Origin of the sequence: Nonomuraea sp. NPDC050663 (assembly GCF_044456985.1) — a bacterium.
In the GTDB taxonomy this organism is placed as follows: domain Bacteria; phylum Actinomycetota; class Actinomycetes; order Streptosporangiales; family Streptosporangiaceae; genus Nonomuraea.
In genome coordinates, this window is sequence record NZ_JBITGL010000011.1 from 118,496 (window position 1) to 141,417 (window position 22,922).

The 22,922-nt window shown below is 71.3% G+C and carries 21 protein-coding genes; 10 read left to right on the plus strand and 11 right to left on the minus strand.

Annotation, left to right across the window (positions count from 1 at the left end; genetic code table 11):
• Positions 1–194 precede the first annotated feature (194 nt).
• Positions 195–500, plus strand: a complete 306-nt coding sequence (locus ACIBH1_RS31050; RefSeq protein WP_312894882.1) for an RNHCP domain-containing protein — start codon at positions 195–197, stop codon at positions 498–500.
• Here ACIBH1_RS31050 and ACIBH1_RS31055 read toward each other — a convergent pair.
• The 9 genes from ACIBH1_RS31055 to ACIBH1_RS31095 form a co-directional block, all read right to left on the minus strand.
• Positions 484–1,092: a dihydrofolate reductase family protein gene (locus tag ACIBH1_RS31055; RefSeq protein ID WP_397317509.1), complete on the minus strand. Its 609-nt coding sequence runs from the start codon at positions 1,090–1,092 to the stop codon at positions 484–486. The two genes, ACIBH1_RS31050 and ACIBH1_RS31055, sit on opposite strands and share 17 nt — an antisense overlap.
• A gap of 56 nt (positions 1,093–1,148) precedes the next feature.
• A complete protein-coding gene (locus ACIBH1_RS31060) occupies positions 1,149–1,895 on the minus strand; it encodes a putative protein N(5)-glutamine methyltransferase (protein WP_397317510.1) in 747 nt (248 codons plus the stop codon).
• Positions 1,896–2,004: 109 nt separating this feature from the next.
• The gene (locus tag ACIBH1_RS31065; RefSeq protein WP_397317511.1) at positions 2,005–3,072 is read right to left on the minus strand and encodes an SPFH domain-containing protein; all 1,068 of its coding nucleotides are present in this window, start codon (positions 3,070–3,072) and stop codon (positions 2,005–2,007) included.
• A gap of 2 nt (positions 3,073–3,074) precedes the next feature.
• On the minus strand, positions 3,075–3,509 hold the full coding sequence (locus ACIBH1_RS31070) for an NfeD family protein (protein WP_397317512.1): 435 nt from the start codon (positions 3,507–3,509) through the stop codon (positions 3,075–3,077).
• Between the two features lie 67 nt (positions 3,510–3,576).
• Positions 3,577–4,758 carry an Ig-like domain-containing protein gene (locus ACIBH1_RS31075; protein WP_397317513.1) on the minus strand — a complete coding sequence of 394 codons (1,182 nt, stop codon included), beginning with the start codon at positions 4,756–4,758 and terminating at the stop codon, positions 3,577–3,579.
• A 72-nt stretch (positions 4,759–4,830) separates the two neighbouring features.
• A complete protein-coding gene (locus tag ACIBH1_RS31080) occupies positions 4,831–5,862 on the minus strand; it encodes a fumarylacetoacetate hydrolase family protein (protein WP_397317514.1) in 1,032 nt (343 codons plus the stop codon).
• Positions 5,859–6,605: a hypothetical protein gene (locus ACIBH1_RS31085; RefSeq protein ID WP_397317515.1), complete on the minus strand. Its 747-nt coding sequence runs from the start codon at positions 6,603–6,605 to the stop codon at positions 5,859–5,861. Before ACIBH1_RS31085 ends, ACIBH1_RS31080 begins: the two co-directional genes overlap by 4 nt.
• Positions 6,602–7,762, minus strand: coding sequence for a homogentisate 1,2-dioxygenase (locus tag ACIBH1_RS31090; protein WP_397317516.1), 1,161 nt, complete (start codon positions 7,760–7,762; stop codon positions 6,602–6,604). Before ACIBH1_RS31090 ends, ACIBH1_RS31085 begins: the two co-directional genes overlap by 4 nt.
• A 49-nt stretch (positions 7,763–7,811) precedes the next feature.
• Positions 7,812–8,441 carry an IclR family transcriptional regulator gene (locus ACIBH1_RS31095; protein WP_397317517.1) on the minus strand — a complete coding sequence of 210 codons (630 nt, stop codon included), beginning with the start codon at positions 8,439–8,441 and terminating at the stop codon, positions 7,812–7,814.
• 25 nt (positions 8,442–8,466) lie between these two features.
• On the opposite strand from ACIBH1_RS31095, the gene ACIBH1_RS31100 reads away from it, so the two are divergent.
• The 4 genes from ACIBH1_RS31100 to ACIBH1_RS31115 are packed head-to-tail and all read left to right on the plus strand — an operon-like array spanning position 8,467 to position 13,061.
• On the plus strand, positions 8,467–9,150 hold the full coding sequence (locus ACIBH1_RS31100; protein WP_397317518.1) for a hypothetical protein: 684 nt from the start codon (positions 8,467–8,469) through the stop codon (positions 9,148–9,150).
• A gap of 1 nt (position 9,151) precedes the next feature.
• The gene (locus tag ACIBH1_RS31105) at positions 9,152–10,255 is read left to right on the plus strand and encodes an NAD(P)/FAD-dependent oxidoreductase (protein WP_397317519.1); all 1,104 of its coding nucleotides are present in this window, start codon (positions 9,152–9,154) and stop codon (positions 10,253–10,255) included.
• 47 nt (positions 10,256–10,302) lie between these two features.
• The gene (locus ACIBH1_RS31110; RefSeq protein WP_397317520.1) at positions 10,303–11,877 is read left to right on the plus strand and encodes a methyltransferase; all 1,575 of its coding nucleotides are present in this window, start codon (positions 10,303–10,305) and stop codon (positions 11,875–11,877) included.
• Complete coding sequence (locus ACIBH1_RS31115; RefSeq protein ID WP_397317521.1) at positions 11,877–13,061, plus strand: FAD-dependent monooxygenase; 1,185 nt, start codon at positions 11,877–11,879, stop codon at positions 13,059–13,061. Before ACIBH1_RS31110 ends, ACIBH1_RS31115 begins: the two co-directional genes overlap by 1 nt.
• 131 nt (positions 13,062–13,192) lie before the next feature.
• Here the strand turns inward: ACIBH1_RS31115 and ACIBH1_RS31120 are convergent, their stop codons facing one another.
• Entirely contained in the window at positions 13,193–14,440 is a 1,248-nt protein-coding gene (locus ACIBH1_RS31120; RefSeq protein ID WP_397317522.1) for an MFS transporter, read from the minus strand.
• Between the two features lie 149 nt (positions 14,441–14,589).
• Here ACIBH1_RS31120 and ACIBH1_RS31125 point away from each other — a divergent pair, with 149 nt between their 5' ends.
• Genes ACIBH1_RS31125 through ACIBH1_RS31145 form a run of 5 tightly spaced genes read left to right on the plus strand, consistent with a single transcriptional unit; the run spans position 14,590 to position 22,446 of the window.
• The gene (locus tag ACIBH1_RS31125; protein WP_397317523.1) at positions 14,590–16,257 is read left to right on the plus strand and encodes a fatty acyl-AMP ligase; all 1,668 of its coding nucleotides are present in this window, start codon (positions 14,590–14,592) and stop codon (positions 16,255–16,257) included.
• Entirely contained in the window at positions 16,250–18,580 is a 2,331-nt protein-coding gene (locus tag ACIBH1_RS31130; RefSeq protein ID WP_397317524.1) for an MMPL family transporter, read from the plus strand. The genes ACIBH1_RS31125 and ACIBH1_RS31130 overlap by 8 nt, the downstream gene beginning before the upstream one ends.
• Positions 18,580–19,932: an MFS transporter gene (locus ACIBH1_RS31135; protein WP_397317525.1), complete on the plus strand. Its 1,353-nt coding sequence runs from the start codon at positions 18,580–18,582 to the stop codon at positions 19,930–19,932. Before ACIBH1_RS31130 ends, ACIBH1_RS31135 begins: the two co-directional genes overlap by 1 nt.
• Positions 19,929–21,131 carry a glycosyltransferase gene (locus ACIBH1_RS31140; protein ID WP_397317526.1) on the plus strand — a complete coding sequence of 401 codons (1,203 nt, stop codon included), beginning with the start codon at positions 19,929–19,931 and terminating at the stop codon, positions 21,129–21,131. The genes ACIBH1_RS31135 and ACIBH1_RS31140 overlap by 4 nt, the downstream gene beginning before the upstream one ends.
• Before the next feature lie 52 nt (positions 21,132–21,183).
• The gene (locus tag ACIBH1_RS31145; RefSeq protein ID WP_397317527.1) at positions 21,184–22,446 is read left to right on the plus strand and encodes a hypothetical protein; all 1,263 of its coding nucleotides are present in this window, start codon (positions 21,184–21,186) and stop codon (positions 22,444–22,446) included.
• On the opposite strand, the gene ACIBH1_RS31150 is transcribed toward ACIBH1_RS31145, so the two are convergent.
• Positions 22,428–22,901, minus strand: coding sequence for a pyridoxamine 5'-phosphate oxidase family protein (locus ACIBH1_RS31150; protein ID WP_397317528.1), 474 nt, complete (start codon positions 22,899–22,901; stop codon positions 22,428–22,430). The genes ACIBH1_RS31145 and ACIBH1_RS31150 overlap by 19 nt on opposite strands.
• Positions 22,902–22,922 lie beyond the last annotated feature (21 nt).

The window sequence follows — 22,922 nt, forward strand, 5'->3', positions numbered from 1 at the left end:
CAAATCCACAACCTCGGTCGTGGTCCGGATCCCTCGTCGTACGACGAGGGTGAAGCCGGAGCCGGAAGTAATCGCCGTTGAGTGGCGGTGAATCGTATCCCTCGCCCGTTCAAGCCTGGGTGATCCAGAGATCTTACGGAACCCTGCGCCTTCCGAGTTGAAGCTCACACCTTCAATCGGCTCGGAGGGGCACCATCAGTCGGGCAACCGAGAACACCGGCTTCACCTGCATGCACTGCGGGATCGAGGTCGGGCCGCTGCCGCGTGGCAGCTACCGCAACCACTGTCCGTCGTGCCTGTGCTCCAGACACGTGGACGTGCTGCCCGGTGACCGGGCGGCCCGGTGCCGCGGGCTCATGCGAGCCCGGGGCGTCGACAGCCACCCGGCCAAGGGTCACATGCTCGTCCACCGCTGCGTGGAGTGCGGGTTCGTGCGGCGCAACCGCGTCGCACCCGACGACGAGCTGGAGTCCTTGCTCCAGGTCATGAAGTACGGCTGACGCCTGAGCCACCCACTTGATACGTCAGGTGGGTGGCCAGCGGCGACTGCACGCACGACAGCTGCCGCAGATCCGCGCTGAAGGTGCCGTCGAACAGGGGACGTCCCGCGCCCAGGACGACCGGCGCGATGTGGATGCCCAGGGTGTCGACCACCCCGGCCCGCAGATACTGCTGGATGACGTCGGCGCCGCCACCGATCGCGACCGTACGATCTCCCGCGACCGCGCGGGCCTGGGCGAGCGCCTCGTCCAGGCCGGTCACGTAGGTGAAGTCGGCCGGCAGGTCGTCGGTGATGCGGTTGGTCAGCACGAAGATCGGCATGTCGAAGGGGTTCTTGCCGCCCCAGGCCTCGCCCGCGTCGAACATGCCGCGGCCGACGATCACGGCTCCGGCCTCGCTCGCGCCCGCGAGAACCTCGGCGTCGATGCTGTTGGACTCGCTCGAGGTGGGGTTCTCGTAGCTCCACGGGCCGCCGAAGACCCAGTAGTGCAGCCGCTCGCCGCCCTCGCCCAGGCCGCAGCCGGGGCCGTCGTTGGGGCCGGCGACGAAGCCGTCCAGGGAGATCGTGATGTCGGCGTGGACCCGCGCCATGGTGTCCTCCTCGTTCAGGGGGTGTTGGAGGAGCAGACCAGGGCGGGGACGGAAACTCATCGGGAGCCGATCACCACGGTGGAGAAGAACTCCTCCGACGCCTCCACTCGCGGGGCCAGGCCGTGGTCGGCCATGAGCTTGGCCGCAGTGTCGGCCTGGCGGGTGCTGGTCTCGACGAGCAGGTGGCCGCCGGGAGCGAGCCACGACCGGGCGTCGGCCAGGACCCTCCTGAGCACGTCGAGGCCGTCGGGGCCGCCGTCGAGGGCGACGAGCGCCTCGTGCTCGCGCGCCTCGGCGGGCAGCATCGGCACCTCGGCGGTGGGCACGTAGGGCACGTTGGCCAGCAGCAGGTCGATCCGGCCGCGCAGGGAGGCGGGCAGCGGGTCGAACAGGTCGCCGAGGTGGACCTCGGCGACGTTGCGGCGCGCGCAGGCGACGGCCGCGGGGTCGATGTCGGCGGCGTGCAGCGAGGCGCCCAGCTGGGAGGCGACGGCGGCGCCGAGCGCGCCGGAACCGCAGCACAGGTCGACGACGGTGACATCGGGACCGGCAGGCGCCAGCGCGACCGCCTGCCGTACGAGGAACTCGCTGCGGCGGCGCGGCACGAACACGCCGGGGTCGAGCAGGATGCGCAGCCCGCAGAACTCGGCCCACCCCACGACCTGCTCCAGGGGCAGCCCGGAGACCCGCCGGGCGATCATGCTCTCCAGCTCGTCCGGCGAACCGGCGGCGGACTGGAGGAGCTCTGCCTCATCCTCGGCGAAGACACAACCGGCGGCGCGTAGCCGGGACACAATCGACACAGAACACCAGTTTACGGACGCACTGTTGCGAGCGTGGCGGCGGCATGGGCCCTGACCGGCGGCGACGCGTCGGACGACGCCGCTTCGCAGGGCCGCCGGATCCGCTCTGTCAGCGTTCGGCCTCCTGCCGGTCACGCTCCAGGTCGGGGAAGGGCGCGGGCTCGGGTACGGCGGAGCCGAGCGCGCGGGGCCCGACCTCGGCGTCCTGCGCGTCGGCGACCGCCTCGGAGGCGGCCTCGCGCGCCTGCTCGATCTCGCGCTCCGCCGAGTCGGAGCTCTCGACCGGGCGGGTGGCGGCCGACTTCGGCAGCACCTCGGTGAAGGCCTGGGAGATGCCCTGGAGCGCCGAGGTGACCTCGGAAGGGATCACCCACATGGTGTTGCCCTGCCCCTGGGCGAGCTGCGGCAGCACCTGAAGGTACTGGTAGGCCAGCAGCTTGGGGTCGGGGTCGTTGCGGTGCACGGCCTGGAAGACCTGGTCGATGGCGCGTGACTGGCCCTCCGCCTCCAGGATGGCGGCGGTGCGGGCGCCCTCGGCCCGCAGCACCCTGGCCTGCTTGTCGCCTTCCGCGGTGAGGATCTGCGACTGCCGCTGGCCTTCGGCGTTCAGGATGGCGGCGCGCTTGTCACGCTCGGCGCGCATCTGCTTCTCCATCGCGTCCTTGATGGTCTTGGGCGGGTCGATGGCCTTGATCTCGACCCGGTTGACGCGCAGCCCCCACTTGCCGGTGGCCTCGTCGAGCACGCCGCGCAGCTGGCTGTTGATGGTGTCGCGGGAGGTGAGGGTCTTCTCCAGGTCCATCGAGCCGACGACGTTGCGCAGGGTGGTGACGGTGAGCTGCTCGACGGCCTGGATGTAGTTGGCGATCTCGTAGGCGGCGGCGCGGGGGTCGGTGACCTGGAAGTAGAGCACGGTGTCGATCTCGACGACGAGGTTGTCCTCGGTGATGACCGGCTGCGGGCGGAAGGACACGACCTGCTCGCGCAGGTCGATCATCGGGTAGACGCGGTCGATGTACGGGATGACGAAGTTGAGTCCGGGCTTGAGCGTGCGGTGGTAGCGGCCGAGCCGCTCGACGTTGCGCGCCCGGGCCTGGGGCACGATCCGTACGGCACGCAGCACGGTGAAGACGGCGAAGAGGATGACCAGAACCCCGATGTAAAGGAGGGCGTCCATGTTCAGTACTCCCGTGGATAGACGAGGGCGGTGGCTCCCTCGATCTCGATGACGTCGACGGTGGCGCCCTCGGGGATCACCAGCGTCTCGTCGTAGGCCCGCGCGGACCACTCCTCGCCCCCGATGCGCACCCTGCCTTCGCGTCCCGTGACTTCCTTGACGACGTAGGCGGGCTTGCCGACGAGCGCTTCGACGCCGAAGCGCTGGAGTTGTGGCTGGCGGATATGGCGCATGGCGATCGGCCGGATCACCACGATGCCTGCGGCGGAAGACAGGGCGAAGACGAGCAGTTGCAGCGGGAGAGGCAGCCCGAGGGCCGCGGCGGCGGCGGTGACGAGCGACGCGGCGCCGAGCAGGCCCAAGGCGGCGGTGAGCGTGAAGATCTCGGCGATGCCGAGCACGACCGCCAAGACTAGCCAGATGACCCAGAGTTCCATCGTTCGGCCCTCCTGAGGGGATAACGGGCCTGAGGGGGTGGAGGGTTCCCCACTGTTCCCCCGCCTTCTACGGTATGCCGGGTGCGGGGGCTGGTTCCACCCAGCCGTTCTTCGGTTTCGGATCGTAGAGCGCGCTGCCCTGCAGCCATCTGTCCCAGGGCAGCTGCCAGAAGCCCCAGCCGTTGTTCCATTCGAGCTCTCGGTCGGTGCCGGTGATGGTGACGGGGTCGCCGCGCAGGGAGTTGTCGAAGAACCAGGCGGCCTGGTCGGGGCGGGAGTTGATGCAGCCGTGGCTGACGTTGACGCGGCCCTGGGCCCAGACGTTGTTCTTGGCGTGGACGTATTCGCCGCTGTTGGAGATGCGGACCGCGTGGTTGATCATGACATCGTAGAAGCCGGGGTCGCCCTTGCTGCGTCCCGGCGAGATCATGCGGACCGGGTTGCCCTTCTCCATGGTGAGGTGCACGCCGCTGGTGGTGGTGTATTCGCGGGTGGTGGCCATGCCCGCGCTGATGGCCATGCGCTGCACGACCTTGCTCTGGCGGCGCACGACCATCTGCTTGGTGGCGGTGCTGACCGTGCTGATCTGCCTGCGCCCGACGGTGAAGTCGAGCCGCTGGTCGGCGGTGCCGTAGACGCCGGGGCCGTTGCGCACGCCGGCCAGGTGCGCGACCAGGGAGACGGCGGTCTTGGCCGGCCAGAACTCCTTGGTGCGGTAGACGGCCTGGGTGTCGGTGGTCCAGTGCCAGGCGCCCTCGACGGGCCTGCTGGCGGTGACCTGCAGCGCGCTCTCGACGGCGGTCTTGTCGCGGATCGGGGCGTCGAAGTCGACGATGATGGGCATGCCGACGCCCACGGTCTCGCCGGGGGAGGGCGCGGTGTCGGCGATCTCGAAGCTCGGCCCGGCGTCGCGGGTGCGGAACTTGCCCGCCGTCACCGTGGTCTGCGTGGCTCCCGCCGCCTTGGCGGTGATCGTGTACTCCTTGCCGGGCTCGAGGGTCCAGTCGGAGCGCCAGGTGGTGCCCGTCGGGTCGAGCCTGCCCGGCACGGGCCGGCGCCCGCTGTAGGCGTGGACCTCGGCCAGCGTGCCGCCCTGCGCCTTGATGACCAGGCCGCGGTCGGGTCTGGCGCGCATGGTGTCGAACGCGGGCCAGACCGTGACCACGGGCGGCGCGGTGGGGGTCTCGGCGGTGACCGAACTGCAGCCGGGGAGTAGGGCGACGAGAGTGAAGGCCGCGGCACGCCGCATCTGCTCTCCAAATTCAAGGACCGGGGAGAGACCAGGGTAGCGGTGAGTCACGAGTTGAGCACACCAAGTCACCTATCCGACTTTTCCTGACACCTCCCCGAGGCCTGGGGCCGAGATCGTCACCACGTCGCCGTCCTCCAGGAACGTGCGGGTCGAGCCGTCGCCCAGCTTCAGCGGCTCGGCGCCGTTCCACGACAGCTCGATGAACGAGCCGCGCTGCCCGCGCTCCGGGCCCGAGACCGTGCCGCTGGCGAACAGGTCGCCGGTGCGCAGCGTCGCGCCGTTGACGGTCATGTGCGCGAGCATCTGGTCGGGCGTCCAGTACATGCCGGAGTACGGCGGACGCGAGACGACCTCGCCGTTCAGCCTGACCTCGAAGGTCAGGTCGAGGCCCCAGTCGCCCTCGCGCTCCAGGTAGGGCAGCGGCGCGGGGTCCTGCTCGCGCCCGCGGACCCGCGGCACGTCGTCGAGGAAGGTCACCCAGGCCGCCATCGAGGTGGCGAACGACTTGCCCAGGAACGGCCCCAGCGGCACGTACTCCCAGGCCTGGATGTCGCGCGCGCTCCAGTCGTTGACCAGCGCGACGCCGAAGACCTTCTCCTCGAAGGTCGAGCCGGCCGGGTCGCCGACGACGAAGCCCAGCTCGGCCTCGATGTCGAGCTTCGTGCTCGGCCCGAACACCCCGGCGCGCAGCTGCCCGTGCGGCCGCCTCACCGGCGTGCCCGAGACCACGACCGTGCCCGCCCTGCCGTGGTAACCGACCGGCAGGTGCCGCCAGTTCGGCTTCAGCGGCTCCTCGTCGGGACGGAACATGCGCCCCAGGTTGGAGGCGTGCTCCAGCGAGCAGTAGAAGTCGACGTAGTCGGCCACCTCGATCGGCAGGTGCAGCGTCACCTCGTCGAGCGGGTAGGCGGGCCCGTCCAGCTCCTCCACCGCGGCCCTGGTCTCCAGCCACCGTGTACGGCCCAGCGCCATGAACGGGTTGAGGCTCGGCGCCGCGAACACCTCGTCGTCCAGCCCGGCGGCCAGGTCGAGCACCCGCTCGCCGCGCCGTACGCCCACCCGCCGCGGCTCGCCGGGCCGGGAGAACACCCCGAAGTTCATGCTTGGTCCTTTTCGATGAGGCCGAGGGCGATCAGGTCCTCGACGGGAGCGCTGGTGCTGCACGAGCCGTAGGAGACGAGCAGCCGCCTGGCCTCGACGGCCGTGCCGGCGGGCACCGCCTGGGCGAGCCGTACCAGCCCGCCCACGTCGGTCGACTTCAGCGCGGCCACCGGATCGCGGCCCTCGACCGCCTCGCAGACGGCCACGACGAGGTTGAGGAAGCCGTGCCGGTCGACGCCGAGCGTGGCGTCGAAGTGGCGCACGGCGTGGTGCAGCCCGGCCGTGGCCTTGAACGGGATGCCGTGCTCGACGCAGCGGGCGATGAAGCCGCCCAGGCTTTCCGCCGAGGGGAAGGCATCGACCGTCAGACCGCCGCACCTGACCTTGAGGCCCGCCCCCTTCGGCAAGGCGACGGCGGCCGTGTCGGGCGGGACTTCGTAGAACAGCCGGACGCCCGGGGGCGGCTCACCGGGGTCCGCGGAGGGTTCCAGCCGTCTCTCGACGATGTCGACGGGCAGATCCGAGAAGTCGGGCACCTGCGGGGTGTCGACGATCAGCCCGATGCGGCCTGGCACGTAGGCGGAGCCGCGCAACGTGTCGAGCCTGCTCGCCGGGCACAGGAAGCGGTGGGTCAGCACCGGGCTGGTGTCGTGCCGGTGGCGTTCGAGCGCCTCGTCGAAGGGCAGCGACGTGGGCGGGAACAGGCCGGCGTCGTCGACCAGGGCCTTGAACAGGGGGTTCATCGGGCCCAGGTCCAGGCGTAGCCGGGGTCCTCGCACGACAGGGCGCCCTGGCCCAGGTCGAGGGGGCGGAAGGTGTCGACCATGACGGCCATCTCGCTGGTGTGGGTGGCCTTGGACTCGATGACCGCCTCGACCGCGCCGGGCTGCGGCCCGTGGGTGAACCCGGCGGGGTGCAGCGAGATCGAGCCCACGTCTATGCCCGAGCCCTTGCGCGCGGAGTAGTCGCCGCCCACGTAGAACATGAACTCGTCGGAGTCGACGTTGTGGTGGTTGTAGGGGATCGGGATGGCTTCCGGGTGGAAGTCCAGCGGGCGCGGCATGAACGAGCAGACCACGAAGCCGGGGCCCTCGAAGGTCTGGTGCACGGGCGGCGGCGCGTGGGTCTTCTTCACCACCGGCTCGAAGTCGCTGATGTTGAAGACGAACGGGTAGAGGCAGCCGTCCCAGCCGACCACGTCGAACGGGTGGTTGCGGAAGGTCATCCGGGTCAGGCCGCCACGCGTGCGGACCAGGACCGGCACCTCCTCGCCCTCGACGATCAGCGGCTCGGCCGGGGCGCGCAGGTCGCGCTCGGAGTAGGGGGCGTGCTCCAGGAGCTGGCCGTACTGCGACAGGTAGCGCCTGGGTGTCCTGATGTGCCCGGAGGCCTCGATGACCAGGGCGTTGACGGTGCCCTTCGGCACCCAGCGGTGGATGGTGCCGGTCGGGATGACGACGTAGTCGCCCACCCCGACGTCGAGGGCGCCGTAGGTCGACTCGAAGCGGGCCTCGCCCGCCTGGATGTAGACGCACTCGTCGCCCTTGGAGTTGCGGTACAGCTCGCTGGGGGCGTCGGTGGTGGCGTACGACAATCGGACGTCGCCGTTGCCGCTCAGCATCATGCGCCCGGTGACCAGGTCTCCTGCGGACTTCAGGTCCTGGGTGCGGAAGTGGCGTGGCGAGAGCGGGAGGTTGGCCTCGAGCGAGTCGGGGACGAGGGGCTGGACGGTCTCGGCCTTGATGATCGCGGTCGGGAGGTACCGGTGGTAGAGCAGGGACGAATCGGAGGAGAAGCCCTCCTCGCCCATCAGCTCCTCGGCGTAGAGACCGCCGTCGGGACGCCGGAACTGCACGTGGCGCTTGCGGGGCACATCACCCACGACGCGGTAGAAAGGCATCTCCACTCCGTCCTTTTATCGGACACCTTCGTCCTCTATATGGACCACTTTAGGCGAGAGACGTCTCCAGTTCCACCGCGGCCGCGACGACCCTCTCGCCGGTGCCCTCGGGCAGGCTCCCGAAGCTGACCACCCCGACCGACGCCTCCAGCCACGGCAGCCCGGTCACCGGGGCCGCGACGCCCTTCGCGCCCTCCTGCAGCTGCCCCTCGGTCACGAAGAATCCGGACCTGCCCTCGCGCAGCGCCAGGATCGCCTGACCCGCCGCCCCCTTGGCGAGCGGATGGCGCGACCCCTCCCGGTAGGCGACGTGCATGTTCGTCCACGACGGCTCGACCACCGCCACCGCCAGGCCGTCGCCCCCTTCGGCGACCGTCAGGTGCGCGGTGGCGCCCACCTGCTCGGCCAGCCGGCGCAACGTCGGCAGCGCCGCGGCGCGCAGCAGCGGCTGGACGGCCTGGGCCAGCACCAGCACGCCGAAGCCCAGATGCAGGCGCCCGTCGCCGTCGCGCCTGACGAAGCCCTCGTTGGTCAGCGTGGTCAGCAGCCGGTAGACCACCGGCCTGCTGAGGCCGAGCTCCTTGGCGAGCTCGGTCGGAGTGCGCCCGCCCCGCCCGTCGGCGAGGAGTCGCAGCAGGTGGAGCCCGCGTTCGAGGGTCTGAGCTGATTCGGCGGCCATGGCTTGATTATCCAGCGGTGAGGGTATGAATCCGGATAGTCAGTGGGGCGGGAGGGAAGCGTTGCGGGCCAAGTGGGTCGGGTTGCTGGGCGTGGCGGCGGCATGCGCACTCGTTCCCAGCCTGCCCTCGCTCGGCTCCGAGGCGACCCGCATGGTGCGCGACACCCCGCTGGTGCGGCCGGTCGCGGTCACGGAGCCCGAGCCGAGCCTGCTGGTCGAGAACACCTTCAACGTCACCCACGGCATCGAGGTCGGCGACCGGCTGCTGCTCGTCAACGACGGCTACGCCATCCGCGCCGACGAGGTCGCGCCCGGCGTGGCGGTCGAGGCCGACGGCGATCTCACGGGTGCTCCTGACCGGGTGGGCGTCTACTCCGACACGGTCAGGTTCTGCCGCGGGCCGGTCTGTCTCGACGAGCGCATCACCCTGGTGGTCCACAGGAACGTGCCATGGGAGCCGGGCGAGCTGACCTTCCCCGGCAAGGTCGGGGCGATGATCGACAGCGTCATCCAGATCGACGGCGGGCCCCCTGACGTGCTGGCCACCTTCACCGTCACCGACCCGTCCACGCTGCCCGCGAACGTGGCCATCGGGCCCGACGGCCACGTGGGGGGCGTCCCGGCGGGGGCGGGGGTGTCGGAGATCCCGGTGCGGATATGTGTCGCCGGGAACTGTGCTGGAGTGGTGGTCACCCTTATCGTCGTATGACATGAAATCGGTCATTGTGGTCGGTGCGGGGATTTGGGGTTCGTCGCTGGCGTTGCGGCTGGCCGAAACCGGGTGGCGGGTGACCCTGGTCGAGCAGCACACGCCCGGCCACGTCCGGCAGTCCAGCGCGGGGGAGACCCGGCTGCTGCGGTGCGCCCACGGGCAGGACGACTGGTACGCCTCCCTCGCCTGGCGAGCCCGCGACGGGTGGCGGGCGCTCGGCGAGCGGGTGGGCGAGCCGCTCTACCTCGAGTCGGGGATGGTGTGGTTCGCCCAGCACGCCGACGGGTGGGAACGTGCCAGTTCCGCCGTCCTGGAGCGGCTCGGCATCCCGCACTCCCTGCTGGGGGCCGACGAGGGTTCGCGGTTCTTCCCCGACTTCTCCGGCGAAGGGCTGGAGTTCCTGATGTGGGAGCCGCACGCCGGAGTCATCAGGGCCAGGCGGGCGACCCAGCTCACCGCCCGCCTCGCCGTACAGGAGGGTGCGGAGCTCGTGCGGGGCAGGGCCGTGCCGCACGGGGACGCGGTGGCCGTCGACGGCGAGGTGCTGCGGGCCGACCGGGTCGTGTGGGCGTGCGGCGCGTGGTCGGCCGCGCTCTTCCCCGACCTGCCGCTGGCCGTCACCAAGCAGGACACCGTGCACTTCGCGGTGCCGCCCGCGTGGAACGGCATCCCCGCGTGGGTCGACTACAGCGCCTCCGCCTACGGGCACGGCGACGTCGACGGCGTGGGCATGAAGACCACCTCCGACGCCGAGGGGCTGCCGTACGAGCCGGAGACGGGCTCCCGCGTGATCGACCAGGCGAGCCTGGAGGTGGCCTCGGCCTACCTGGGCAGGCGGTTCCCCTCCCTGGCCGGGTCGTCGCCGTTGTTCACGCAGGTGTGCCAGTACGCACTCACCCCCGACGCCGAGTGGATCGTCCACGAACGTTCGCCCGGCGTGTGGGTGCTCGGCGGAGACTCCGGTCACGGGTTCAAGCACGCCCCCGCGCTGGCCGCGTACGTGGCCGCGATCCTGGAGGGAGAACAGGAGCCCGAGAAGCGCTTCGGGCTGCACGAGCGCCTCCCCGCGCGCGGCCTGCGCACCAGCGGGATGACAGCCTGACGCACTGTGGTCATTTAGCTACACAGAGTGCTGTTAATCTGGCCCCTGTGAAGCGGGGTAACGTGCTGACCACCGACATCTCACCGGGCGCGCTCAGCGCGTCCGACGTGTTGCGGGTCAGCGGAATGGCGCAGATTGCGCGCGACGGCAGGCAGGGGCCCTGCGGTCTGAGGTTCGACCACGTCGGCCTCCTGGTCTTCCCGGCCTCGGTCGAGGCGGCTCTGGAAGGCCTGCCAGTACTCAGGACCCTGCCGAGCGTCGTGGTCAAGGACCGCCTGGCCAGGAGATACGGCCTGACCGGGTTCGAGGTGACCATCGCCCACATCGACGTGGGCCACGGCAGGAGCCTGGAGCTGTTCCTGGCGACGGGCTGCCCTGAGGAGGTCGCCGACGACGAACGGCTGCACGGCAGGGAGACGCACCTGGCCTTCGAAGCTCCGGCGGGCGACCTCGGCGTGCTGGAGAAACTGCGCGCCGACGGCTTCCTGCCTGACGGAGGCGGCTTCAACCCGGACGAGGGGACGACGGGGCGCAGCGTGTTCTACTTCCGCGGCGACGGCGACCGGCTGGAGATCGTGGTCGACGGAACCGCCCCGGCCGAGCTGGAGCAGCACCTCGGCGGCGGCCACGAGCGGCGGCGCATGCTGGAGATGCTCACGGGGGCGTGGACGACCCAGGCGCTGAGGACGGCGGCCGAACTCGGCATCGCCGACCGGCTGTACGACGGCGACCTGACCCTCGACGAGCTGGCCCAGGCCATCGGCGCACCCGCCGACCGGGTCGGGCGGCTGGTGCGCTACCTGCGGCACCTGGGCGTCGTCGAAGGCACGAGCGGCGGCAGGATCACGCTCACCTCGCTGGGCGCGACCCTCGCCAGAGACTCCAGCCTCTCGCTGCACGGCGTCGCCCTGCTGTACGGCGGGCTGTTCTACCGCAGCTTCGGCGAGCTGCCCGGCACGGTCAGGAGCACGACCAGCGGCTTCGAACTGGCCTACGGCAGCGCGCCCTTCGACTTCCTCGAAACCGACGCCGGCCAGGCGGAGGTGTTCAGGAGGGCGATGTCCGACCAGTGCCGCGACGTCTTCGACGCGATCGCCCGACGGCTCGACCTGACAGGCGTCGGCACCGTCACCGACATCGGCGGCGGTTCCGGCGCCCTGCTCGGCCGCATCCTCGACGTCGCGCCGCACACCAGGGGTGTGCTCTTCGACACCCCCGCCACGGTCACCGCCGCGCGGGCGGAGCTGGCCGCCAGATACGGCACGCGCATCAGCACCGTCGGCGGCGACCTGTTCACCCAGGTCCCGGCCGGTGACCTGCTGATCCTCTCGCGCATCCTGCACGACTGGGACGACGAGGAGTGCGCCCGCATCCTGTCGCGCTGCCGCGAGGCCGTGCCCGCGGGCGCCAGGCTGGCCGTGGTCGAGAGGCTGCTGCCCGACGAGCCAGGGCAGCGATCCCTGGCCACCGCCTGGGACGTGCACATGATGGTCAACAACGTCGGCGGCCAGGAGCGCACCCTCGACGGCTACCGTAGGCTGATGCTGGCAGCGGGGTTCTCGCTCATGTCGCAGAGCGGTCTGCCGCTGGAGGTCCATCTCCTGGAGGCGATCGCAGTCTGATGCGCACGCTGATCGCGGGGGCGGGGATCGGAGGGCTGGCCGCCGCCCTCCACCTGCACGCGGCGGGGCTGAGCCCCGAACTGGTCGAGGCGGCCCGGCGGTGCGAGCCGCTCGGGGTGGGGATCAACCTGCTTCCGGCGGCCGTCGACGAGCTGGTGCGGCTCGGGCTCGGCGAGGAACTGGCCTCGCTCGGGGTGCCGGTCGCCGAGATGGCCCACTTCGACCGGCACGGCAACCTCATCTGGCGTGAGCCGCGCGAGGGACAGTACTCCGTGCATCGGGGCGAGCTGCAGATGATGCTGCTGCGTGCCGTGCGAAACCGGCTCGGCGGCGACGCGGTGCGGTTCGGGTGTTCCGTGGAGGACTTCACGCAGGGGCCTCTCACGGTGGTGTGCCGTGACCGCGACTCGGGCCGCGAGGTGACGATCCCCGCCGACGTGCTGGTCGGCGCCGACGGGCTGCACTCCGCGGTCCGCCGCCGCCTGCACCCCGGCGAGGGGGAGCCGCTCACCAACGGGATCATGATGTGGCGCGGCATCAGCAGGGGCAGGCCGCTCCAGACCGGGCCGACCGTCGCCGTCTACGGGAGCAACGCCCGCGCCAAGCTGGTGGTGTACCCGATCTCCCGCCCCGACGACGGGCTGGTGCAGCTCAACTGGGTCGCCGAGGCGCGCGGCCCGGTGCCCGCCCCCGGCCGCTCGCAGGATGACGTCCGCGCCGATCTCGCGGCGTGTTTCGCGGGCTGGTCGTTGCCGGGCCTCGACGTCGCGGCCCTGTTCGCGGCGGCGCCCGAGGTGCTGGAGCTGCCCATGACCGACCGCGATCCGCTGGCCACGTGGGGGTCGGGGTCCGTCACCCTGCTGGGGGACGCGGCCCATCCCATGTATCCGATCGGGTCGAACGGGGCGTCGCAGGCGATCCTCGACGCGCGTGCCCTGGCCTCGGCGCTGTCGCGGGCGGACGACCCCGCGGAAGGGTTGCGCGCCTACGAGGCGGAGCGGCTGCCGCTCGCCAACGGCGTGGTCGCCGCCTGCCGGGCCATGCCGGCCGACCGGATCCTCTCCCTGGTCGCCGACCGGGCGCCCGACGGCTTCAGCGACGTGGCCGGGGTGCTGACGGCCGACGAGCTGGCCACCGTGTCAGCGGCCTACCGTCATACCTCGCACATCAGGACCGCGGGCTAGCCAGAGGTCCTGATCGCACATCAGGCCCGCGGGCTGGCCAGAGGTCCTGTTCGCTCATCAGGCCCGCGGGCTGGCCAGAGGTCCTGTTCGCACATCAGGACCGCGGGCTGGCCAGAGGTCCTGTTCGCACATCAGGACCGCGGGCTGGCCAGCGGCTCGGGAGCCTTCAGGTGGCGCACGCCCGGCGCCAGCGCCGCGATCACCGAGATTGCCACCACGATGACCGCGCACCCGATCAGTGCGGGTTTGGGCCCGATCGCCACGGCGACGGGCCCGGCCAGCATCAGGCCGATCGGGCCGAACATCAGCGAGCCCAGCGCGTCGTAGGAGCTCACCCGCGACAGCGCCTCGGCCGGGATCTCGCGCTGCATGGTGGTCTGCCACAAAACGCCGAAGACGTCGAAGCAGATGCCGAGCACGACGGCTGCCGCCACCACGCTCCACAACGGCGCGCTCAGGCCCAGCAGGAGGTAGGGCAGGGCGGTCGGGATGGTGAGCAGTGTCGCGACGAAGATCGGGCGCCGGGGTCGCAGGCGCAGCGCGACGGCGACGCCGACGATGGTGCCGACGGCCTCGCCGGTGAGCACGGCGGTCCAGGCGGGCGCGCCGCCGAGCTCCTGCTTGGCCAGCGACGGCCCGAGCACGCCGTGGGCCGCCTGCATGGCCATGATCATGATGGCGAACTGGCCGACCACCACCCACAACCACTGGCGGGAGGCGAACTCGCGCCAGCCCTCGCGCAGGTCCTTGACGACGGAGTGGCCCTTGGCGGAGGACCTCTCGGCGGGTATCAGGCGCAGCAGCGAGATGCACACGCCCGCGACGGCGAACAGCAGGCCGCTGGCCGCCAGGGCCCAGGCGCCGCCGACCAGCGTCACGGTCGCGCCGCCCAGCACCGCTCCTGCGATGCGCGAGGAGTTGGCCCCCAGCCCCAGCAGCGCGTTGCCCGCCTGCAGCCGGTCGGGCGGCACCACCTCGGGGATGATGCCCTGGAGCGCGGGGAAGAGCAGCGCGATGGCGATGCCGCTGACGGCCGCCGCGGTCGCGAGGGCGGGCAGGGGAGTCCACCCGGTGAACAACATCGCGGCCAGGGCGAGGAAGGCCAGCGCGTTGGTCCACTCGCCGATCATCATCACCCTGTGGCGTGGGAACCGGTCGGCGATGACGCCGCCGACCAGCATGAACAGCACCATCGGCAGCGCCTCGGCGGTCAGCACCACCGACAGGGTCTTGCTGGTGGCTCCTGGCAGGTCGAGGATGCCGAAGGCCAGCGCGACCGGCGCGAAGGAGCTGCCCAGCATGGAGATGGTCCGCGCGGTCAGGAGCAGCGCGAAGCGGCGATCTCGGAGAAGGCGGAGGTCCTGCCGGTAGCTGTGCACAGCAGCCATTGTGTCCTTGGCCACTGACACTTCCGGACTTCGGGTTGTCATCCTGTTAACAAGACCGGTTCTGGAATGTGCGGGCGTTTGGCAAGATTCGCGAACACTTCTCCCGTAATTTGCTGTATCCGCCGTTGGGAGGGGTTTCCATGCTTCTTGCCCGCGTAGCGCAGTGGGCTCGGGAGATCCCGGACGCTCCCGCCTACACCTTCGTGGACCACCTCGGCGACGGCGCGCGGCACACCCTCACCTGGCGGCAGGCCGACCTCAAGGCCCGCGCCCTGGCCGTACGGCTCGGCGAGGTGGCGGGGCCGGGCGATCGGGTGGCGCTGCTCGTGCCGCAGGGGCTCTCCTACGTGGTGGCGATGCTCGGGACCCTCTACGCGGGGCTCGTCGCCGTGCCGCTGTTCTCGCCCGACCTGCCGGGGCACGCCTCGCGGCTGGAGCACGCCTTCGCCGACGCCGCCCCCACGGTGGTGGCCACGACACGCGCCACGCTGCCGCTGATCACGGGATTCGGGGGCACCGGATTCGGGGGCACCGGCTTCGAGGGCACGGTGGTGCTCGTCGACGCCGTCTCCGACCTGCTCGCCGACGAGTTCGCCGGGCTGCCCGACCTCGACCCCGACGACCTGGCCTACCTGCAGTACACCTCGGGCTCCACCAGGTCGCCGGCCGGCGTCGAGATCACCCACGGCAACGTCTCCGCCAACGCCGCCCAGCTCTACTCCGCCTTCCGCGGAACCCCGCGCACCTCCACGGCGGCGCTCTGGTTACCCCTCTTCCACGACATGGGCCTCATCGCGACGATCATGGCGCCGATCGTCGGCGGCAACCACGTGGCCTTCATGGACCCGGTGGCCTTCGTCATGAAGCCGTCGCGCTGGTTCGAGCTGCTCGCCTCCTTCGACGACGTCTTCACCGGCGGACCCAACTTCGCCTATGAGTACTGCCTGGCCCGCTGCACCGACGACGAGCTGGCCGGGCTGGACCTGTCGGGCGTGCAGGTCATGCTCAACGGCGCCGAGCCTGTGCGCCCCGCGACCGTCGAGCGCTTCAACGCCCGCTTCGCCCCGTACGGCCTGCGCCCCGAGGCCCACACCCCCGCCTACGGCCTGGCCGAGGCCACCGTCTTCGTCACCGCCACCGGACGCGACGAGCCCGCCCGCTTCACCAGCTTCCGCCGTGACTCGCTCAACGCCGGGCGAGCCGTACCCCACGCGGGCGACGGGCCCGCCAGCACCCTGGTCTCCTGCGGCCGCCCGTACGGCCAGGAGATCAGGATCGTCGCCGACGCGGGCCCGCTGCCGGAAGGCCACGTCGGCGAGATCTGGGTCAAGGGCCCCAACGTCGCCCGCGCCTACTGGCGCGACCCGGAACGCACGGCGCGGGTCTTCGCCGACGGCTGGCTGCGCACCGGCGACCTCGGCGTCGTCCACGACGGCGAGCTCTACGTCACCGGCAGGCTCAAGGACTTGGTGATCGTCGACGGCCGCAACCACTACCCGCAGGACATCGAGACGACCGTCCAGGAAGCCGACGAGGCGATCAGGAGGGACCACGTCGCGGCCTTCGCCGTGCCGGGCGACGACACCGAGCGCCTGGTCGTCGTCGCGGAACGGTCGCGGCGCGGCGCCGGCACCCCGGCGCCGGAGGTGGAGCGGCGGGTCAGGGCGGCGGTCGCGGGCGGACACAACCTGGCCGTCCATGACTTCGTCCTGGTCGAGGCGGGTGAGGTGCCGCGCACCTCCAGCGGGAAGATCGCCAGGCGGGCCTGCCGGGAGGCCTACCTGGCAGGAGCGCTCGCAGGTGTTTGAGGCGCTCGGCCGGATCGTCTACCGGGGCAGATGGACGCTGCTGACCCTCAGCGTGGTGGTGGCGATCCTGGTCGCGCCGTTCGGCCTGGAGCTGTTCGGCCGCATGGCCGACGGCGGCTTCGAGGACCCCGGCGCGCAGTCCACGACGGCCGCCGAGTGGAACGAGGACTGGTACGGCGGCAGCGCGCCCGACGTCGTGGTGCTCTACCGCCACACCACGGTCGAAGTCGACGACGACAGGTACAGGGACGCCGTCCACGACTCGCTCAAGGCCCTGCCGGGCCAGCACGTCGAGCGCATCGTCACCTACTGGACGAGCGGCGAGGCCAGGCTCGTCTCGAAGGACGAACGCTCCACCTACGCGGTGATCACCCTTAAGGGCGGCGACCAGACCAAGCAGAACGGCTACGCCGCGATCAGGGACCGGCTGGCCGTCCAGAACCTCCAGGTGACGGTCGGCGGCACGGTTCCGCTGCTCAAGGCGCTCAACGACCAGACCGCCGCCGACCTGCTGCAGGCCGAGGCGATCTCGATGCCGGTCGTCCTGGTCCTGCTGGTGATCGTCTTCGGCAGCCTCGTCGCCGCGGGACTGCCGCTGGTCGTCGGCCTGCTCTCCGTTCTGGGCGCGCTGGTGCTGCTGCGCCTGCTCACCGAGGTCACCGAGGTGTCGGTGTTCTCGCTCAACGTGGTGACCATGCTCGGCCTGGGCCTGGCGATCGACTACTCCCTGTTCGTGCTGGCCGCCTTCCGCGAGGAGATCAGGCGCGGCGTCACGGTGGAGGAGGCGGTGGTCACGACCATGGCCACCGCCGGCCGTACCGTGGCCTTCTCCGGCCTGACCGTGGCCACGGCGCTGCTCGGGCTGCTGCTGTTCCCGCAGATGTTCCTGCGCTCGATCGGCATGGGCGCCGCTGCCGTGGTGGTGGTCGCCATGCTGGCCGCGCTCGTGGTGCTCCCGGCGCTGCTGGCGGTCCTGGGCAGGCGGGTCGACGCCCTGCGCGTGCTGCCCGACCTCGGCCTCACCGGCGGGTTCTGGCACCGCATCGCCTCCAGCGTGATGCGGCGCCCGGTGCTGTACCTGCTGGCCGTGGGCGCCGTGCTGGTTGCGCTGGCGCTGCCGTTCCTGCGGGTGGAGTTCGGCAACGTCGACCACCGCGTGCTGCCCGCCTCCGTCGAGAGCCGCCAGGTGGCCGAGGCCATCGACCGCGACTTCGCCAAGAACTCCATGGCAGCCATCGACGTGCACGTCCTGGTCGAGCGCGAGTTCGCCGCCGAGCCGCGCTCCGGGCCCTGGCACACCGAGCTCGTCACGCCCGTCGTCCCGGTGGACGTCAAACCGTTCGTCACCCGCCTGGAGGGCCTCGACGGGGTCACCGGCGTGGACTACACGGGCTTCTCCCAGGACAACGGCGCCGTACGGCTCGCGGTCCGCTACGCCTGGGACCCGCTCGACGAACGCACCCAGGAGCTCGTCTCCCTGATCCGCTCGATGGAGCTGGAGCCGAACGTGCGCTCGGTGGTGGTCGGCGGCTCGACCGCCGCCCAGATGGACCTGATCGACAGCCTCGGCTCCCGGCTGCCGTGGATGTTGCTGTTCGTCGGCGGGGTCACCTTCCTGCTGCTCTTCGCCGCCTTCGGCTCCCTGCTCCTGCCGCTGAAGGCCCTGATCATGAACGTGCTGTCGATCGGCGCCTCTTTCGGGGTGATCGTGTGGGCGTTCCAGGACGGCGCCCTCGCCTCCGTGCTGGGCTTCACCGTGACCGGCTCCATCGAGGCCACGGTGACCGTGCTGATCCTGGCCGTGGTCTTCGGCCTGTCGATGGACTACGAGCTCTTCCTGCTGTCGAGGGTGCGGCTGGAGTGGCTGCGCACCGGCGACAACACCGCGGCGGTGGCGGCGGGCCTGCAGAAGACCGGCGGGATCATCACCAGCGCTGCGCTGCTGCTCCTGGTGGTGATCGGCGCCTTCTCCACGGCGGGCATCACCATCGTCAAGCTGCTCGGCGTGGGCATGTTCGTGGCCATCGTGGTCGACGCCACCCTGGTCAGGGCCCTGCTCGTGCCGGCGACCATGCGGCTGATGGGCGGGGCGAACTGGTGGCTGCCCGGCTGGTTGCGCGGCTTCCACCGCAGGATCGAGATCAGGGAGCACGAGCCGCCGCCGCCCGCTCTGCCCCCTGCGCTGGTGTTTGGCGCCGACACCGACCCGCACCCCCGCACGGAAGGCGGGGACCGGCCGACCGGCTGGGTGCGGGTGACCGCGTCCAGGCCCAAGGTGGTCAAGCCCGAGGGCGAGGGCTGGACCTGGGTGGAGGCCGACTGATGGCCGTCACGACCGTCCGTGACCGCACGGCGGGCCGGCTGCTCTACCTCGTCGTGGGGCTCGCGGGATTCGTCACCACCCTCGACAACACCGTGGTGACCGTCGCCCTGCCCAGCATCCAGCAGGACCTGGCGGCCCGGCTGCCCTCGCTGGAGTGGGTGGCGACGGGATACATCATGACCTTCGCCGGGCTGATGCTCGCCGGCGGCCGGGTGGCCGACGTGCACGGGAACCGGCGGGCGATGATCTGCGGCCTGCTGGTCTTCACCGCCGCCTCCCTCGCCGCGGGCCTGGCCGCCCACATCGGGGCCCTGATCGCCGCCCGCCTGGTGCAGGGCGTGGGGGCGGCGCTGACGTTGCCCGCCACGCTCGCTGTCCTGGCCGGTCAGGACGAGCGGCGCCGCTCCCAGGGCGTGGCCGTCTGGATGGCGGCGGGCGCGGGCGCGCTGGCCCTGGGCCCGGTGGTGGGCGGCTACCTGAGCCAGCACGCCCACTGGAGCTGGGTGTTCCTGATCAACGTGCCGATCGGGCTGGCGACGATCGGCCTGACCCTGGTCGCGGTGCCCGGCCGGGCCGGCCGGGCCGCCGGACCGCGGCTGGACCTGCGCGGGCTGGCGAGCTCGGCCGTGGTGCTCGCCGCGGGCACCTTCGCCCTCATCCACGGCCCGCAGTACGGCTGGACGTCGCCCGTCATCGTGGCCATGGCGGCGGCTGCCCTGGTCGCCGCGGTCGTCTTCGTGGCCGTGGAGCGCCGGGCAGCCGACCCGATGGTGGATCCGGCGCTGTTCAGGAGCAAGGTGTTCACCGGCGGCGTGCTCGCGCAGGTGTTGTGGGGGCTGGGCGTCAACGGCGTGTTCTTCTTCACCGCGATCTTCCTCCAGGGCGTGCTCGGCTTCAGCCCGACGGCGGCGGGCGTGGCCTTCGTCCCGCTGGCGCTGCTGGTCGTGCTGGTCACGCCCCTGGCGCCGATGGTGGAGCGCCGGCTGGGTCCCGGGCACACGGTGGCGCTCGGCCTGGTCATGGTGGCGGCGGGCATGGCCCTGGTCGCCTTCCTGCGGCCGGGCGACGGCTGGGCGCAGCTGCTGCCCGCGGTCTGCCTGATCGGCGCGGGCTCGGCACTGACGATGCCGCTCGGCTCCGCCGTGCTCGGCGCCGCGCCGGAGGGGCGGGGCGGCATCGCGGGCGGGGTGTTCACCGTCAGCAGGGAGATCTCCGGCCTGTTCGGCATCGCGCTGATCGGCGTGATCGTGCACGAGGCGGGCACCTTCTCGTACGGCTACGCGCTGGGCCTGCTGGCCGCCGCGCTGCTGGTGGTCGTCGGGGCGCTGATCAGCCTGGCGGCCCTGCCGTGAGGATCGCGGTCCTGGCGCTCGGGTCGCGCGGCGACACCCAGCCCTGCGTGGCGCTCGGACTGGAGCTGGCGAGCAGGGGCCACGACGTCACCGTCGCCGCCGCGCACCGCTACGCGCCCCTGGTGACAGCCCCGCTCATCATGGCGCCGCTCTCCGTCGACCCCGCGGCGATCGTGGAGAGCGAGGAGGGCATGGCCTGGCTGGGCAGCGGCCCGCTCGGATTCGTCAGGGGATTCCGCACGGTGGTGGAACCACTGGCGGAGAAGCTCGTGCTGGAGGTCGACGCCGCGTGCAAGGGCGCCGAGCTGGTGCTGGCCCCGCCCCTGGGGGCCTTCGGCAGGCACCTTTCCGAGCGGTACGGCATGCGGCACGTGCTGCTGCACTTCCAGCCGAGCGAGCCGACCCGGTGCTTCCCGAACCCGCTCGTCCCGTTCAGGACACTCGGCGCGACGGCGAACCGGGCCAGCTACCTCCTGCTGGAGCGGCTGGCGTGGGCGGTGCTCGGGCGCATGGCCGACCGGCTGCGGGCGGGCGTGCTCGGGCTGCCTCCGCTCAAGGGCGATCCGTTCACGCTGGACCGCAGGGAAGGAGTCCCGGTGTTGTGCGGGGTCAGCCCGCTCGTGGTGCCGAGGCCTCCCGACTGGCCCGAGCACGTCCGGCTGACCGGCTACTGGCGGCTGCCAGGAGGCGGACTCCCAGGAGACTTGGAGGATTTCCTCCGGGCGGGCCCGCCTCCGGTCTACGTCGGCTTCGGCAGCATGGCGGTCACCCCTCGGCTGGGTGAACAGGTGATGGAGGCGCTGAGGCTGGCGAAGGTCAGGGCGGTGGTCCAAGGGCTGGACGTGCCACCCTCCGACGACCTGGTGATCGTGGGCGAGGTGCCGCATGATCAGCTGTTTCGCCGGATGGCGGCGGTCGTGCACCACGGCGGGGCGGGGACGACGGGGACCGCTCTGACGGCGGGGGTGCCGAGCGTGGTCTGCCCGTTCTTCGCCGATCAGCCCTTCTGGGGGAGGCGGGTCAGGGAACTCGGCGCGGGGCCGGAGCCGCTGCCGGTGAAGGGGCTGCGGGCGGGGCCGCTAGCTGCGCGTTTGCAGCATGCCGTCCAGAAATGTCATGAAAAATCAGCTCAACTGGGTAGACGACTGGCTGTCGAGAATGGCGTGAAGAACGCGGCTGATCTCATTGAACAGCGATGATCGTCCAGATAGTGTGCAACATGCCCCAAGTGTCCCCCCAGGAGCATGCGTGATGACCAAGCGGAAGATCCTCACAGCCGGACTCGCCCTCGCACTGCTCGGCATCGTCGCCCCCACCTCGGCGCAGGCCCAGCCCGCTCGCCCCTGTGACCTCCCGCCGGGCACCCCGTCGTACGTCGTGTGCACGTGGCTGGCCACCCCGGAGGAGGCCGCCGCGATCGCCGACTTCTGGCTGGGCAACGACGGTCAGAACCTGATCGACGCCAGCCCGTATCCGGGAGTGATGAGCGACTGCACCACCGACTGCGCTCCCGGCGCCGAGGGCGACGGCCAGCCGCACGACGACGGCGACCCCGACGTCCCGCCCGGTGAGGTCGACGACCCGCCCAAGTGCGTCGACGGCACCTCGGGCACCTGCGCGATCGACCCGGCGGCCATCGCCAAGGCCGCGGCCTCCGCCCAGGGCCAGACGATCAAGTCGGTCGCCGAACACGGCATGCGCGTCTGGATCGACACCGAACTCGCCGACGACTGGAAGGCGGGCAAGCTCGCCGAGGCGGTCCAGCGGGTCGGTGCCCTGGCCGCCCAGCCCGGCGTCGTGGGCATCCGCTTCACCTCGCAGCTCGGCTACAACCAGACCCTCGCCACCACCGAGGAGATCGAGAAGTTCGTCGGCGAGACCTCGGCAGCGCTGCGTGCCGCGCTGCCCGGCAAGAAGCTCGCCGCGCACACGGTCCTGCCGGTGCTGGGCTGCGGCAGCAGCGACGTCTGCAAGAGCGAGCTGACCAAGAAGTACCCCCTGCTCAACCCCGACACCTTCGGCGGCTTCCTGTCGCGCGGCCAGATCGACCAGCTCGGCCTCGACAACGGCCACCTGGCCACCGAGTACACCGCCTGGAACATCGAGGCCGCCGACGCCCAGCGCAACCAGTGGATCGAGGTGCGCGCCAAGGCCTGGGACTCCTACGGGCACATCGCCGCCGAGGACGCCGTGCTCACCGCGCCCGGTTCCTCGCAGCTCACCGAGGACCAGGCGACCAAGGCGATCACCGACAGGGTCGTCGCGCCGCTGCAGGCCGACGCGGCCGAGAGCGTCGTGTTGTGGACCCGCTGGCAGGCGGGCGACGGCACCGTCCACCGGGTGCTCGGCGAGAAGCTGGCCGACAACGCGACGTGGGGGCAGCTGCGCAAGCTCGCCGCCGTCAAGCCCAGGCTGGCCACGATCTACGACCCGGCCACCCCCGAGGTCGACGCCGCGACCGACCTGAAGAAGCTGGCGGAGGTCTTCGGCCAGGTCTACCTGCGCTCCGAGTAGGCCTTCCAGATCCGGCTGAGCAGGTCGGATCCTCGCACCAGCTGGATTCGCCACGGCTCCAGGCGCATCACGTGCAGCTTGGGGTCGTCGGGCGAGCGCCAGAAGTTGCCGAGCGGATAGCCCGCGCCCCGCGGGCTGGTCCGCTCGTACAGCTCCCACACGTGCGCCTTGGTCTCGCGGTCGCCCACCCACCCGGCGACCGCGTCGATCGCCACGGAGTTCAGGCCGCGCCCCAGGTAGGAGAAGTTGACATGCGGGTTGCCCGCGATGTGGGCGGCCTTCACGGGGGTCCGGTAGGTCGCCAGCCAGCCCAGCGGCTCGCCCTCGACCGTCTCCCACACGGGGATCAGCACCCGGGTCCTGGGCCGTCCCTTGCTGTCGACGGTGACCATCGTCGCGTAGTTCGTGCGCCCGACGTAGGCGTTGAAGTCTTCCTCGATCTCACTGAAGTTCATTTTTGTTCCTTAGTTCCTTCT